13 protein-coding genes are annotated in these 13561 nt (G+C 70.9%); 7 read left to right on the plus strand and 6 right to left on the minus strand.

Annotated elements, in window-relative coordinates:
• Positions 1 to 210: 210 nt before the first annotated feature.
• Together Q2K20_RS05800 and Q2K20_RS05805 are read left to right on the plus strand one after the other, a co-directional pair.
• The gene (locus Q2K20_RS05800; protein ID WP_069390091.1) at positions 211 to 1593 is read left to right on the plus strand and encodes a family 1 glycosylhydrolase; all 1383 of its coding nucleotides are present in this window, start codon (positions 211 to 213) and stop codon (positions 1591 to 1593) included.
• 65 nt (positions 1594 to 1658) lie between these two features.
• Complete coding sequence (locus Q2K20_RS05805; protein ID WP_156776371.1) at positions 1659 to 1799, plus strand: hypothetical protein; 141 nt, start codon at positions 1659 to 1661, stop codon at positions 1797 to 1799.
• A 216-nt stretch (positions 1800 to 2015) separates the two neighbouring features.
• Here the strand turns inward: Q2K20_RS05805 and Q2K20_RS05810 are convergent, their stop codons facing one another.
• Positions 2016 to 2186, minus strand: coding sequence for a hypothetical protein (locus Q2K20_RS05810; RefSeq protein ID WP_096905156.1), 171 nt, complete (start codon positions 2184 to 2186; stop codon positions 2016 to 2018).
• A 323-nt stretch (positions 2187 to 2509) separates the two neighbouring features.
• Entirely contained in the window at positions 2510 to 2893 is a 384-nt protein-coding gene (locus Q2K20_RS05815; protein WP_253695991.1) for a flavodoxin family protein, read from the minus strand.
• Positions 2894 to 3040: 147 nt separating this feature from the next.
• Between Q2K20_RS05815 and Q2K20_RS05820 the strand changes: the two genes are divergently transcribed.
• From Q2K20_RS05820 to Q2K20_RS05840, 5 genes are all read left to right on the plus strand, one after another.
• A complete protein-coding gene (locus Q2K20_RS05820) occupies positions 3041 to 3436 on the plus strand; it encodes a GntR family transcriptional regulator (RefSeq protein ID WP_069390092.1) in 396 nt (131 codons plus the stop codon).
• A 1-nt stretch (position 3437) separates the two neighbouring features.
• Positions 3438 to 4169: an ABC transporter ATP-binding protein gene (locus Q2K20_RS05825; protein ID WP_241260950.1), complete on the plus strand. Its 732-nt coding sequence runs from the start codon at positions 3438 to 3440 to the stop codon at positions 4167 to 4169.
• On the plus strand, positions 4166 to 4999 hold the full coding sequence (locus Q2K20_RS05830) for a hypothetical protein (RefSeq protein ID WP_317176749.1): 834 nt from the start codon (positions 4166 to 4168) through the stop codon (positions 4997 to 4999). Before Q2K20_RS05825 ends, Q2K20_RS05830 begins: the two co-directional genes overlap by 4 nt.
• A gap of 140 nt (positions 5000 to 5139) precedes the next feature.
• A complete protein-coding gene (locus Q2K20_RS05835) occupies positions 5140 to 5964 on the plus strand; it encodes an excalibur calcium-binding domain-containing protein (protein ID WP_317176750.1) in 825 nt (274 codons plus the stop codon).
• A 223-nt stretch (positions 5965 to 6187) separates the two neighbouring features.
• Positions 6188 to 7051 carry a Bax inhibitor-1/YccA family protein gene (locus tag Q2K20_RS05840; protein WP_120283781.1) on the plus strand — a complete coding sequence of 288 codons (864 nt, stop codon included), beginning with the start codon at positions 6188 to 6190 and terminating at the stop codon, positions 7049 to 7051.
• 291 nt (positions 7052 to 7342) lie between these two features.
• Here Q2K20_RS05840 and Q2K20_RS05845 read toward each other — a convergent pair whose 3' ends face one another.
• The 4 genes from Q2K20_RS05845 to Q2K20_RS05860 are packed head-to-tail and all read right to left on the minus strand — an operon-like array spanning position 7343 to position 13516.
• Entirely contained in the window at positions 7343 to 8563 is a 1221-nt protein-coding gene (locus Q2K20_RS05845) for an acetyl-CoA C-acetyltransferase (protein ID WP_069389598.1), read from the minus strand.
• Between the two features lie 41 nt (positions 8564 to 8604).
• Positions 8605 to 9837 (minus strand): SGNH/GDSL hydrolase family protein, encoded by a 1233-nt coding sequence (locus tag Q2K20_RS05850; RefSeq protein ID WP_269500889.1) that lies wholly within the window; start codon positions 9835 to 9837, stop codon positions 8605 to 8607.
• Positions 9834 to 11279, minus strand: a complete 1446-nt coding sequence (locus tag Q2K20_RS05855; protein ID WP_269500890.1) for an McrC family protein — start codon at positions 11277 to 11279, stop codon at positions 9834 to 9836. The genes Q2K20_RS05850 and Q2K20_RS05855 overlap by 4 nt, the downstream gene beginning before the upstream one ends.
• Positions 11276 to 13516, minus strand: coding sequence for an AAA family ATPase (locus Q2K20_RS05860; protein ID WP_269500891.1), 2241 nt, complete (start codon positions 13514 to 13516; stop codon positions 11276 to 11278). Before Q2K20_RS05860 ends, Q2K20_RS05855 begins: the two co-directional genes overlap by 4 nt.
• Positions 13517 to 13561 lie beyond the last annotated feature (45 nt).

The following is a 13561-nucleotide window of genomic DNA, read 5'->3' on the forward strand; positions in this document are numbered from 1 at the left end:
GGGCGGTCGGACTGCGGGCGGTGTGCACGCAGCGATGCCGGGGAGATCCGCACCCGGCGAAGACCATCCTGACACGAGGTTGGCCAACTGGCCAACCCTTCTTGGCCAGGTGGCCAGAAGTGTGGGGAGTGCCACCGTCGGGAGCGCTCGCGGTTCGCGCACTTGGGTCATTCCGCTGCCGTCCGCGAGGGTGCTTCCTAGGGTTCACCCATGAGCGGACGCGCGCGATGGGCCGGACATTCGACGATCGTCCGGAGGGCGCTTCCGCTGCTGCTGGCGCTCGTCCTCGCCGTGTCGGTGGCCCCGCAGCTGCAGCCGAGCGCAGCGGCCCAACCTGGTGGGCTACTGGCCGCGCCGGGTTCCGGCTTTCACTGGGGCGTCGCCACGTCGGGCTTCCAGGTGGAGGGATCGAATCCGGACTCCAACTGGAAGCGGTATGTCGACGCGACCGCGCCGACGGGTCAGACCGACCCGGTGGGTGACGCGGTGGACTTCTGGAACCGCTACGAGGAGGACATCGCCAACGCCGCGGCGATGGGCGTGAACACCTTCCGGTTGAGCGTGGAGTGGGCGCGTATCGAGCCGGCGCCGGGGGAGTACGACGACGAGGCACTCAGACGCTACGACAGGATCATCGACACGGTCCGCCGACATGGCATGACCCCCATGATCACGATGGTGCACTTCGTCTACCCGGGGTGGCTGGCCGACCGCGGCGGGATGCTCGCGGACACGGCGGTGGAGTCCTTCGGCCGTTTCGCCGACCTCATCACAGACCGGTGGGCCGGTGACGGCACCATGTGGGTGACGTTCAACGAACCCCTGGTCTTCTTCAAGCACGAGATGACGATCGGCCGCGTGCAGTTCACCGACTTCTCGCGGTTCCTCGACCGGATCGAGGCCGCCCACCGGCTCGGCTACGCGGCCGCCCACCGGGCCGACCCGGACGCGATGGTCACCATGAACGAGGCCTACCTGCCGCTGGCCACCGAGTTCACCGACACGCTGATCGGGGACCGGGTGGCCGACGTCGTGGACTACGTGGGCATCGACTATTACTACGGCGTCGCGCTGAACAACCTCACCGCCATCAACGCGGCGTGGGACGACTTCGCGGCCGTGCGACCGCAGCCGGAGGGGATCTACGAGGCGATCGCGCACTACGCGCACGCCTACCCGGGCAAGCCGATCTACATCGTCGAGAACGGCATGCCGACTCTCAACGGTGGGCGCGCAGACGGGATCGAGCGGGGCGACTTCCTGCGCGACACGGTCTTCTGGCTGCAGCGGGCGGTGGCCGACGGGTACCCCGTGATCGGCTACAACCACTGGTCACTGGTCGACAACTACGAATGGGGCGACTACTCGGCGCGGTTCGGGCTGTACCGGGTGGACGTGCTCACCGACCCGACCCTGACACGCCAACCCACGTCGGGCGTCGACGCCTACCGCGAGATCATCGCGGGCGGGGGAGTGCCCGACGGATACCGTCCGGTGCTGCCGTCCGCGTGGTGTTCGCTGGCCACGATCCCGGACAGCTGCATCGGGCCGGTGTCGGCAGAAGGACCCTTGACGACGCTGGCAGGGCGATAACAGGATCGACCTCACACGCGATTTCCCTAGTGGACCCGCCCGTTGACCACGAGAGGACCGATGAGATGTTTCCCGCCGGCTCGATCGAGAATCCGCTGCGTTTTCTGTTCGGCCCCGGGCCGGATGAGCCCGCGTGCCTCGCTCTCACACCGGAGTGCATGGGCCTGATCCCGTACCTCGCGGCCCGTTTCGGTATCGCCAGCTGACGAGCCCCGACTGGCGAGCCCCGACTGACGGCCCCCGGCCGACGACTCCCGGTAGCCCCTGTCCGAAACGCCCCGACCCGCCCGTCGGATTTTCTTCTGCGCGCGGGGGCCGCAGCGTGGATCGACATCCGAGGGGCGGATCGAATGCAGGTCGAAATCCGAGGGGCGGATCGAATGCGGATCGAATTCCGCCAGGCTCGGCGGCGGCGGCCGAGACTACCTGCTGAACATCTTCGCGAAGAAGCCGTCCTTGACGGCGGGGACGTCCGACTCGTGGCCCGGGCAGCGGTCGGCCTTGGGCACGCCGGCCATCACCTGGTCGACGTGCATTCCGCATCCGGCCCAGGTGGTCTTGCCGCACTTCTTGCAGGTGGCGGGACGGCACATGATGAGACTCCTCAGGGGGTGGGGTTGTCGTCGGCGTGAATCGCGCCGACCGCCGGCCGATGATCCGACTGGCTGATGCCCCGAGGTTACATACCCCTAGGGGTATCGGTCAACCCTGCCGGTTCGGCACGCCCTGCACCTGCGGCGTGGGCGGGGTGGTCGACCTCGTCGTCGTCGTTCCCGTCGGGGCTCACCCCCGCCGGCGTCCGGCCCGGCTCACCAGTCGCCGCGGGTCAGGCCATCTCCCCATTCCCGCGCGCGCTCCAGCTCGCCGGGCAGGAGCGGGCCCTCGTAGCCGTCCACGTAGAAGGTCTCGGGATCCGTCACGGGTGGCAGCCGAGCTTGCGTAGCTTCTTTGCGGCCTTTTTGCCTGCATGGCCGGGGAGGTCGGGGTGGCGGACGTGGGTGTCGAAGGTGGCCACCGCGAGGGAGGCGGGCCCGGCGGCGTCGAGCCACTCGCGCACTCCCGACGGGATCAGCTCGCCGCCGCGGGCGTGGGCGTCCTCGCGGGTGCCGTCGCGGGGTAGCCCGAACGCGTGGGTCGGCGCGCCCACCACGAGCAGGTCCACCGTGAGTTCGGCGAGCGGCGGCGCTTCGTGGGCGGCCACCACCTCGGCGGTCAGGTGAGGGGACAGGCCGTCGCTGATCGCCTCGGCGACGAGCCTGGGGTTCCCCCACGCGGATTCGTACACGACGAGTGCGTTCATGGCCGGCCCTTTCCGCAGGTCCTGCCCTCAGTCTGCGCCTCCGGACCGCCCCGCACAGCGGCTCGTCAGGATCCGCTCATTGACAAGTGTCCCGCCTGATGTCACTGTATTAAGCACCTAATACAGCAACACGGAAGCGGGGCGGCGATGCAGTTCGACAACTCGTCCCCGATCTGGGTGCAGCTCGTCGGGGAGTTCTCGCGACGCATCGTGACCGGGGAGTGGGCGGCCGGGGAGAAGATGCCCGGCGTCCGGGAGTTGGCGGCCGATCTCGGCGTCAACCCCAACACCGCCCAGCGGGCCCTCGCGGAACTGGAACGGCTCGAACTGTGCCGGTCCGAGCGGGCCACCGGGCGGTTCGTCACGCAGGACGAGGAACGGATAGACGAGGTCCGCGCCGACCTCGCCACCGACGCCGCCGACGCCTTCATCCGACGCGTCCGCGGCCTGGGAATGGCGCACGACAAAGCCCGAACGCTGCTCGACCACAGATGGGACACCCATGAACACACCACTACCGATGAGCACGACGGAGGTGCCTGACATGAGCGCCACCGACCATGCCGCCACCGCGAGCCCCGCCACTACACTCGTTGAGGCCACAGGGCTCCGCATGACGTACGGCGCCACCACCGCTCTCGACGGCCTGGACATGGCCCTGGCCCCGGGGCAGATCGTGGGCCTGCTGGGCGAGAACGGCTGCGGCAAGACCACGCTGCTCAAGATCCTCGCCGGCGTCCTGGCCGGGTACTCCGGCGACGTGCGGATCGCCGGTCACGTCCCCGGTCCGGAGTCCAAGGCACTGGTGTCCTACCTGCCCGACACCAGCTTCCTGCCCGACGCCGCGCGGGTGAGCTACTGCCTCGAGCTGTACACGGATTTCTTCGCCGACTTCCAGCCCGAGAAGGCGCGCGACCTCATCGGCTTCTTCGGCCTGAGCGAGTCCGCGCGGCTCAAGCAGATGTCCAAGGGCATGCGCGAGAAGGTCCAGATCGCACTGGCCATGTCCCGCGACGCGCGCGTGTTCCTCCTCGACGAGCCCATCTCGGGCGTCGACCCGGCCGCGCGTCAGGTGATCCTCGACGGGATCGTACGCAACCTCTCCGAGGACTCGCTCCTGCTCATCACCACCCACCTCGTCCACGACCTCGAGCCGATCCTCGACGCCGCCGTCATGATGCGCCACGGCCGCGTCCTGCTCTCCGGCGACGCCGACGACCTCCGCGGCAGCCGCGGCGCCAGCCTCGACCAGATCTTCAGGGAGACCTACCGATGAGAGCGACGACGACAACACTCCTCAAGCACGAGTGGCTGCGCACGCGCGGTCCGCTCGCGACCCTCTTCGGGTTGATCGCGCTGGTCGGCGTGCTGGGCAGCCTGCTCGGTGCCTCGGGATGGCCGCTCCTGTCTGAGCTCGGGCTGGCCGCGGGCATGCTCGCCGCGGTCGTGGCGGTCCCGGCCGTCCAGTTGGCCCTCGCCGCCGACTACTGGCGCTCCGGTTACGGCCGGACGGGCTACTTCACGCACTCGATCCCGGTCCGCGGGGCCCGCATCTTCCGGGCCAAGCTGGCGTGGGCGATGCTCGCCTCGCTGGCGGCGATCGTCCTGACCGTCGTGCTCGCGCTGCTCGCGTGGTGGGCGAACTCGCAGCGGTCCGGGGGCACCGCGCCGTCGTGGTCGACGCTGACCGAGGCGTGGTCCACGGTCACCGCCGTGACCCCGGGGTGGATGATCGCCGCCGGGTTGGTGCTGGTGCTCGCCTGGTTCCTGGTGTGGCCGGTGTACTACTACTTCGCCGTCTCGGTGGGGCACGAGCGGCGACTGGCCGGACTCGGTGCCGGCGGGCCCGTGGTGGTGTTCGTCGCGGTCTACATCGCCAGCCAGGTCCTTGCCCTGCTCGGCATGCTCGTGATCCCGTTCGGGGTGGGGGAGGCAGAGGGCGAGACCCTGGGCCTCGTCCGGTTCGACCTTGTCGGCGAGCTCGCCGCGGGGCGCACGACCAGCGAGGTCATGCCGATCGGGTTTGCGGTCTCCCTGGTCGCGGTGGCGGCGTTCTGCCTCTGGCGCACCGCGCGATCGTGGAACCACAAGGTGGCGCTGGGGTAGTAGTCCCTGCCCGGGCACTGCCCCGGTCTGGATAAGGATTTCTTTGGCGGGCGGCGCGCGGTGGAGTAGTGTTCACATCCTCACCGCGCGTCGTCCATTGGCCGCCGCGGGCCCCTCACCTCCCTCGAAAGACCGCGAGCATGCCGATCGTCCTGCCCTCCATGGCCCGTCCGACCCTGACCGAGCCCACCTACCTCACGCCTCCCGTCTGGAAGCCGGTCCTCGCCTGGGCCGGCCTGGTCATGGGTGGACTCATGGTGGTGGGGGCGCTCGGAACGCTCGGCAGCGGCGTTCTCGAGTCGGTGGCGATGGCGCTCATCGGTCTGGCCATGGCCGTGGCGGGCGGGTGGTGGGTCTTCTGCGAGCGTGAGGACCGCACCCACGCCGAGGAGGACTTCCAACTCGACCGGCAGGCCGCTCTCGCCGCGCAGTCGATGTCCGGCTTCGTCGCCCCGGACGCGCTGAGCCCGCTGACCTGGAACACCCCGTTGAGCCCGTTCACCCGTCGCTGGCCGGTGGTCGGCTCCGTCTCGGTGGCCATGTTCATGGTCGGGGCGGCACTGATGCCCACCCCCGCGCCCACGCCGACCCCGGCCTCGAGCCCGGTGGCCGCGACCAGCACCGTCACCACCACGGCCCGGGCCGCGGCGCCGACGACCACCGTGACGCAAGCCCCCACGAGTTCACCGGCCTCGGCGACCCCGGTCACGCCCGTCGCCGTCGAGTCGGAGTCCGCGCCCCGGCAGCCGGTGGCCCCCGAGCCCACGTACGCGCCCGCCCCGGTCCAGACGTACGCCCCGCCGCAGACCTACGCGCCCGCCCCGGTCGCCGAGCCGGTCCCGCAGGCGGCGTCCTACGCCAACTGTTCGGCGGCCCGGGCCGCCGGCGTCGCGCCGCTGTACCGCGGGCAGCCGGGGTACGCCTCGAAACTGGACCGCGACGACGACGGTGTCGCCTGCGAATGATCCGCGGCGCCGGGGACCGCAGGATCGCTCGGCGCTGAAATCTTCGTCGTCGTCGTCGTTCCCGTGAGTCGTTCCGGGCCGGGCGAGCGGATCGGGCAAGATGGGTATCGGCGCCGGGAACACACAGGTGAGCCCGCGCGTTGACTATGTACGAGTGATTCGTCGGTGACCCGGCGGGGACTCTCGACCAACGACCTTCCCCGACAATTCCGAAGGGACCTCGATGCGCACCAGTAGCAACCCGGTCTTCAGTTCACTGTCCACGGACAGTGCCCGCGGCGCCACCCATCTCGGTGGTGCCGGCCGTGGCGCCTTCCAGCAGGGCCAGTACGGCCAGCAGGGCTTCGGTGCCCAGGCCGGTTACGGTGCCCCGCAGGCGCACCCGCAGTTCGCCGCCGACACGCGGCCCATGACGATCGATGACGTCGTCGCGAAGACCGGCACGACGCTCGGCCTGCTCGCCATCGTCGGCACGATCTCCTTCTACCTGATCACGATGAACCCGGGGCTGCTGTTCCCGTTCATCCTGGTCGGCGGCATCGGCGGCCTGATCACCGTTCTGATCGCCACCTTCGCGCGCAAGATGGACTCCGCGCCCGTCACCCTGACCTACGGCGCCCTCGAGGGGCTGTTCGTCGGCGCGGCGACGTACCTGTTCACCATCGACCTGCAGGGGACCGGCGGCGTCCTCGGCGCGGTGGGTGCCGCGATCCTCGGCACCATCGGCGTCTTCGTGGGCATGCTGTTCGTCTACAAGACCGGCGCCGTGCGCGTGACGCCCAAGTTCACCCGCTTCATGTCCGCCGCGATCGTCGGCGTGCTGTTCGCGGCCCTGGGCAGCATCGTGCTGAGCCTGTTCACCGGCACCAACCCGCTGTACGACGGTGGCCCGATCGCGATCGGTTTCTGCCTCCTGTGCATCGGCCTGGCCGCGTTCAGCTTCCTGATGGACTTCGACAACGCCGACCGCCTCGTGCGCGCCGGTGCCCCGTCCAAGATGGCGTGGGGCGTCGCGCTCGGCCTCACGGTCACCCTGGTGTGGCTGTACGTCGAGATCCTCCGCCTCATGAGCTACTTTCGCGACTGACCGGCGCGAGCTGTAGCGCTGCCTGACTGATCAGGTCAGGTTCCGGCGAATCCCACGGCCCCGGCCCCCGCGAGGGGAGCCGGGGTCGTCGGCATTTCGGGTGTGGCGGCGATGGGGTTCCGGCGGCGGCCGGCGTGCCCGGCCCGCCTCGTACACCCCGCGGGCGCCGCCGGGGTAGCCGGCTGCAGGACCAACGACGAGAGCGCCCCGGGCACACTTCCTCGAGAGAAGCGTGCCCGGGGCGCTCGCAGTGCCGCGGGGTGGCGCGGGCTCAGGCCGCGCCGGGTGGGATCAGCTGAGGCGCTCGAGCACCATCGCCATGCCCTGGCCGCCGCCGACGCACATGGTCTCGACGCCGAACTGCTTGTCCTCGGCCTGCAGGTTGTTGAGCAGCGACGCGGTGATGCGGGCGCCCGTCATACCGAAGGGGTGGCCGAGCGCGATGGCACCGCCGTTGATGTTGAGCTTGTCCTCCTCGATGCCGAGCTCGCGGGCCGAGCCGAGCACCTGCACGGCGAACGCCTCGTTGATCTCGAACAGGTCGATGTCGGAGATCGACTTGCCGGCGATCCGCAGGGCGTTCTTGACGGCCTCGATCGGCCCCAGGCCCATGATCTCGGGCGACAGGCCGGACACGCCGGTGGAGACGACGCGCGCGAGCGGGGTCAGGCCCAGCTCCTTGGCCTTGGTGTCGGACATGATCACCAGGGCGGCGGCACCGTCGTTGAGCGGGCAGCAGTTGCCGGCGGTGATGGTGCCATCGGGGCGGAAGACCGGGTTGAGCTGCGAGACCTTCTCGTAGGTCGTGCCGGCGCGCGGGCCGTCGTCGGTGGAGACGACGGTGCCGTCGGGCATGGTGACCGGGGCGATCTCGTTGGCGAAGTGGCCACGCTCGATCGCGTCGAGGGCGCGGGAGTGCGAGCGCACGCCCCAGTGGTCCTGGTCCTCGCGGGTGATGCCGGTCATCTGGGCGACGTTCTCGGCGGTCTGGCCCATGGGGATGTAGACGTCGGGGAGCTGGCCGTTCACCCGCGGGTCGGTCCAGGTCTCGGCGCCGCCCTCTGCGCGCGTGGCGGTGCGGGCCTCGGCGTCGGCGAAGATCGGGTTGTGTGTGTCCGGCCAGTGGTCGGCGGTGCCCTTGGAGAAGTTGGAGACGGTCTCCACACCGGCGGAGATGAACACGTCACCCTCGCCGGCCTTGATCGCGTGCAGCGCCATACGGGTGGTCTGCAGCGAGGAGGAGCAGTAGCGGTTCACGGTGGTGCCCGGGACGGTGTCCAGGCCGGCGAGCACGGAGACGACACGGCCCATGTTGAAGCCCTGCTCGCCGCCCGGCAGGCCGCAGCCCAGCATGAGGTCGTCGATCTCGGTGGGGTCGAGCGCGGGGATCTTGTCCAGCGCGGCCTTGACCATCTGGGCGGTGAGGTCGTCGGAGCGGATGCCCACGAGGGAACCCTTGTTGGCGCGCCCGATGGGGGAACGGGCGTACGAGACGATCACGGCTTCCGGCATGGAAAGCTCCTTCGTTGCGGGTGAGTGCTGGTGTGGTCGGGTCAGTCCTGGGGATCCGGGTCGTCCCGCGTCGAGCGGGCCGGTGTCAGGATCCGGCTACGGCGTCGGAGGGTGTCCGCGGCCTCACGGGCCTCGCCCGTGCTCTCGGGGTCACCGTCCACGTCCTCATTATGCAGGAACGTGTTCCGGTCACCGTCGTCCGCATCCTCGTGAGTGCGGACGAAGTCGGTCAGGCGCTTGGTCAGCCGGGCCACCACGGACTCGCGGTGCTCGGCGGGCGCGCCGGAGTCGGGGGCGTCGGCGGGCGCGCCGGAGTCGGGAGCGTCGGCGGGCGCGCCGGTGTCGGCAGTGTCGGCGGGCGCGCCGGTGTCGGCGGCGCTCTCGGCGGCCTCCAGTGAGGCGGCGGCCCCCTCGGCGTCGTGCGGCAGCTGCTCCTCGGGCACGTCCTCCCACACGCCCAGCGCCACACACACGGCGGGCAGCAGCAGACCGGCGGCGAGTTCGTACCCGGCCGAGTTGGGATGGAATCGGTCGGGCGAGAACAGGCTCTCGCCACGACGGTGGAACTCGGGCGCGAGGGTCTCCGCCAGGGAGACGGGGACGCCGCCGGCCCTGCGGGCCTGCACGGCTTGCGCGCCGGCCAGGCGCCGGCTCAGGCCCGACATGACCGATCGCAACGGCTGGGGGACCGGCTTGATGATGCTCAGGTCGGGGCAGGTGCCCACCACGACGTGTGAACCGTTCTCCCGGAGCGCCCGCACGGCGTCGCCCACGCGGCGTGCGGACGGGCCGATCGCGTTGCGGGACGTGATGTCGTTGCCGCCGACGAGGATCACCGAGATGTCGGGGTCGCCGTGCGCGATCTGCATCGCCTCGATCTGCCCGGGCAGTCCCTTGGAGGTGGCGCCGACGATCGCCTTGATGCTCAGCCGCACGTCCCAGCCGGACTCCTCGGCCAGACCCCGCGCCAGCAGGACGCCGGGCAACTCGTCAGGGGAGTCGGCGCCGAGGCCGGCGGCGAGCGAGTCGCCGAAGATCATCATGTGCACATCGCACGTCATTCCGGGTCGCCACGGCTCGGGTGACCGGGCCCCGGGCCGGTAGAGCCCGTCGCCGGAGTAGGGCCGCGACGTCGGCTTGGGGATCACCCGGCGCGCGATCCGGGCCTGCTGCGTGAGCACCTCCTGGGCGCCGCGGAACGCCCCGACCGTGCCGACGGCAGCCAGCCCGAGGCTCATCCAGAGGCGTCGGGAGGCGTCGTCGGCGTCGGTCATCGGGCGTGTCGTCTCCCCTCTGGGTTGTGGTCGGTCTCTGGGTTGTGGTCGGACTCTGGGTTGTGGTCGAACTCTGCGTTGTGGTGGGACCCGGCGCTGTGGTGGGACCCGGCGTCGTGGCGTGAGCCCGTCCGGTGGCGTGCGGCGGACGGAGCGGCCAGCTCACGGGCGTGCTGGGCCAACTCGACGATAGCCCTCCTGCTCTCGGCCGGCCCGCGGGAGAGGTCGATCGGGTACTCCACGATCGAGATGTCGGTGTGGACGATCCGTCGGGGCTGGGGGGAATCGTCGCGCCGCTGGGCCGGGTAGACCAGGTACGCGCGGTCCACCCCGAGCGCGGTGCAGGCGGCCAACAGTCGGTAGTGCTCGGCGGCGCGGGCCCGGCGGTCCGTGGGATAGGTCGGGACGAACGTGGTGACGGGCTCGCCGTCGACTTCGTACACCAACCCCGTGCGCACGGAGATGTGGTCACCGTCGTCGGACGGCGCGCTGTGACGACCCGACGGCGCGTCGTCCGCCTCGGCACCGGAATCCAGGTTGACGACGGGGTTCTGCAGCAGCCGACCACCCCGGCCGTCGAGGGCGGCGGTCAGCTCGGCCTCCACGAAGCGTTCGAACAGTGCCGGCATCTCGGTGACGAAGGCCGCCGACGCTGCGTGGCCGTCCTCGACCTCCACCGAGATCCGCCGCACGATGCGGTCCGCCAACGCGAGCGCGTCCTGGTAACGAGCGTTGAGCCTGCTGCGAGTCCACGCCGGCACGGGCGCGCCCTGGCCGATGAGCGTCGCGTCCGACAACCGGGCGTCGACCATGGCCAGCCGGCGGCGGGTGGCATCGGGCAGTTCGGGCAGGAACTGCAGGCGGTGGGCGGCCGTGCGCAGGATGCGGTTCTCGGGGATGTCCGGGGTGAACTCGGAGTAGGTGACCTCGAGCGGGATGGTCATGCCCGGGTGGCGGCGGATCTGGTCACCCAGTCGGATCCGGCCGCGCACGGTGGTCAGCGCCTCGTCGACCCTGCGGTACCCGCGCAGCAGTCCGGCGGACAGGGCCCGGTGCGCCAACCGGGCCATGGACTCGGCGACGGAGGTCCACAGCTCGTCGTCGTCCCTGGCCTGCACCGATGAGGACAGGAAGGGGTCGTCGGCCGCGTGGTCGAGCAGGAAGAACAACTGCGTCAGGCCGAGGCTGGCGGCGGGCATGACCCGCACCGACAGTCCTTCGACGCGGACCGAACCGACCGCGCCGCAGGGGATGAGCCGCCACGTGTCGCGGCCGGCGGGCAGCACCTCCACGAGGCCGGTCTGCGACAGGTGCTGCGCACCCTCCCAGCTCAGGTTGACCAGTCGGCCGCGACGGTCGAACTCGTCGAACTCGAGCGCCACCGGCGACGCCGGCGACTGTGCCGACGCCGGCGCGCCGGCGCGCGTCGGAGTTGCGGTCACGCCCGCCCGATCTTGCGGCGCAGCGCCGCGAGGCCGAACCGCTCGTGCACCTCGGCGCGGGTGAGCCGCCCGTAGTAGTGCTCCTCGAGCAGTGGGAGGAGGTCGAACCGCCAGATGGCCTCGAGGCCGCCCGGCTCGGTGGCCCGGTCCTTCATGAAGTACGACGGCCCGATCCGCAGGTCGCGGTCGGAGTCGTCGATCTCGGAGTTGAGCGCCTCGAGCAGCTCCGCGGGCTCGGTCGTCACGCCGCGCGCCTCGAGGTGGCGTCGGAGCACACCGGCCACGGGCGGGGTGTCGGGGTGCAGTTCCATGAACGCGAAGCGTCGGCGGATGGCGGCGTCAACCATGGCGATCGACCGGTCGGCGGTGTTCATGGTCCCGATGATGAACAGGTTGCGCGGCAGCCGGAAGGAGGTGTCGGGGGAGTACTGCGGCAGCACGGTCCGGTCCCGGTACTCCAGCAGGAAGTACATCTCGCCGAACACGCGGGCGAGGTCGGCGCGGTTCATCTCGTCGATGATGAGGAAGCTCGGGTGTTCGCGGCCCGACTCCGAGGTCGCCCGCGCGGCCTGGCGCCGCAGCGGCCCGGCCTGGAGAGCGAAGCCGGGCTGCCCCGACTCGGTGAGCGTGGGCCGGTAGCCCTCGAAGAAGTCCTCGTAGGCGTAGCTGGGGTGGAACTGCACCAGCTGGACCCGGCTGGGGTCGTCGGGGCCGGCGAGGAAGCGGGCCAGTTCCTGGGCGAGGAAGGTCTTGCCGGTGCCGGGCGGGCCGTAGAACACGATCTGCTGACGCTGTTGCAGGGTGTCGACGATCTCCTGCAACTCCTCGCGGGGCATGTGCAGGCCGTCGGCCAGCTCGTCGGTGACCTCGGGCAGGGTCGGCACCGCCCCGGCGGCGGGGGCCTCGGCGACCTGCGACTCCGCGGAGTGGCGCCCGGGGTGCATCGCCGAGAGCATCGCGTCCAGGCCGTCGGTGAGGTCGACCACTGTGCCGGGCTCGCCGATCAGCTCGGACAGGGGACTGGGCAGGGTCTCCAAGTCGAGGGTGACGGTGCTCCACAGCACCGAGCGCTCGAGTTGCTGGCCGCCGTCGTCGACGTAGCCGAGGTCGTCGGTGAGGGTGCCCAGATGCAGTTTGGCGTCGGCGACAGTGGCCACCACGTCCTGCGGGTTCATCCGGGACAGGAAGGTGTGCAGCTCGGCGGTGAGCTGGAACCGGGCCTGGTAGTCCAGGTGCGGGTAACCCTGCTCGACGGCCTGGGACACCTCGAGCCGGCTGGCGTGCGCGGGGATCCGCGGCAGGTGCGAGGCGGGCAGCGCGATGCGGTTCTGGGCGACCCACTGGCCGGCCTGGCCGACGCCGCCGCGGCCGGGCCGCACGAGCCAGGCACGCCGGGAGTGGTCGTCGCGGTGGCGTTGCCACTGGTTGGCGACGGAGCCGCGGTACCAGTCGACGGGCTGGCCGAGCTGCGCGGAGAGCACCTCGGAGATGCGGTGCAGGTCCTGGTCGATGTCCAGCTCGTCGATGCCGGACGGGCCGCCGATGAGGTCGGCGAACGCGTCGCGGATGCGGGTCTTGTGCTCGTGCTTGACGATCGGCTGGAAATAGCCGGGCCACACGAGGTACTGGAGGCTGTAGCGGATGGCCCGCCAGTCGCCGGGGGTGGAGCGGGCCGCGCGCTGGAACTCCCACGGGTCCGACAGGGCGGCGTCCCGGACGGACGCGTCGAGCTCCGCCCAGTGGATGACGAACGAGCACAGCCAGCGCAGGTGCTCGCGCATCTGCACGTTGAACCCCAGGCCGCCGGTGAGCGGGCCCTTCTCGCTGAGGACCTCGTCGAGATCGGTGGGGATCGCGGGCGCGTCCTCGATCCAGGAGAGCACGTCGCGGACGCGGCCGCGCTTGAGGCGGGCCGTGACCGTGGACAGGGGGAGCTGCTGGATGAAGAGCAGCTCGGCGGCGAGCAGGACCACGGGCCGCGGTGCGCCCTCGAGCTGGTCGTGCAGCGCCTGCATCACGGGGGAGCGTGTCGACCCAGGCGCCGCACCGGCGGCCCCGTCCTCGGGGTCGGAGTCCAGACGGCGGGCCAGCTCCTCGGCCACCTCGGGTGTCCACGTGTAGAGGTCGTCCTCGAAGGGGGACTGGCCCGTCCGCAGTGCCGGTCCCAGGACCCGCCCGGCCGCCGCTTCGATAGTCGGGGCCGGGCCGTGGGGCCTGTCCTGGGAACCGTCTGACACGTGGAACTCCTGCTACGCCGGGGCGGATTCGGGCCCGCCTGGAGG

Origin of the sequence: Dietzia sp. IN118 (genome assembly GCF_032905965.1) — a bacterium.
Lineage (GTDB): Bacteria > Actinomycetota > Actinomycetes > Mycobacteriales > Mycobacteriaceae > Dietzia > Dietzia kunjamensis.

Bases quoted from the DNA above. Each gene is read 5' to 3' on its own strand.
- Q2K20_RS05800 (WP_069390091.1), top strand. From the start codon at position 211: ATGAGCGGACGCGCGCGATGGGCCGGACATTCGACGATCGTCCGGAGG.
- Q2K20_RS05805 (WP_156776371.1), top strand. From the start codon at position 1,659: ATGTTTCCCGCCGGCTCGATCGAGAATCCGCTGCGTTTTCTGTTCGGC.
- Q2K20_RS05810 (WP_096905156.1), bottom strand. From the start codon at position 2,186: ATGTGCCGTCCCGCCACCTGCAAGAAGTGCGGCAAGACCACCTGGGCC.
- Q2K20_RS05815 (WP_253695991.1), bottom strand. From the start codon at position 2,893: ATGAACGCACTCGTCGTGTACGAATCCGCGTGGGGGAACCCCAGGCTC.
- Q2K20_RS05820 (WP_069390092.1), top strand. From the start codon at position 3,041: ATGCAGTTCGACAACTCGTCCCCGATCTGGGTGCAGCTCGTCGGGGAG.
- Q2K20_RS05825 (WP_241260950.1), top strand. From the start codon at position 3,438: ATGAGCGCCACCGACCATGCCGCCACCGCGAGCCCCGCCACTACACTC.
- Q2K20_RS05830 (WP_317176749.1), top strand. From the start codon at position 4,166: ATGAGAGCGACGACGACAACACTCCTCAAGCACGAGTGGCTGCGCACG.
- Q2K20_RS05835 (WP_317176750.1), top strand. From the start codon at position 5,140: ATGCCGATCGTCCTGCCCTCCATGGCCCGTCCGACCCTGACCGAGCCC.
- Q2K20_RS05840 (WP_120283781.1), top strand. From the start codon at position 6,188: ATGCGCACCAGTAGCAACCCGGTCTTCAGTTCACTGTCCACGGACAGT.
- Q2K20_RS05845 (WP_069389598.1), bottom strand. From the start codon at position 8,563: ATGCCGGAAGCCGTGATCGTCTCGTACGCCCGTTCCCCCATCGGGCGC.
- Q2K20_RS05850 (WP_269500889.1), bottom strand. From the start codon at position 9,837: ATGACCGACGCCGACGACGCCTCCCGACGCCTCTGGATGAGCCTCGGG.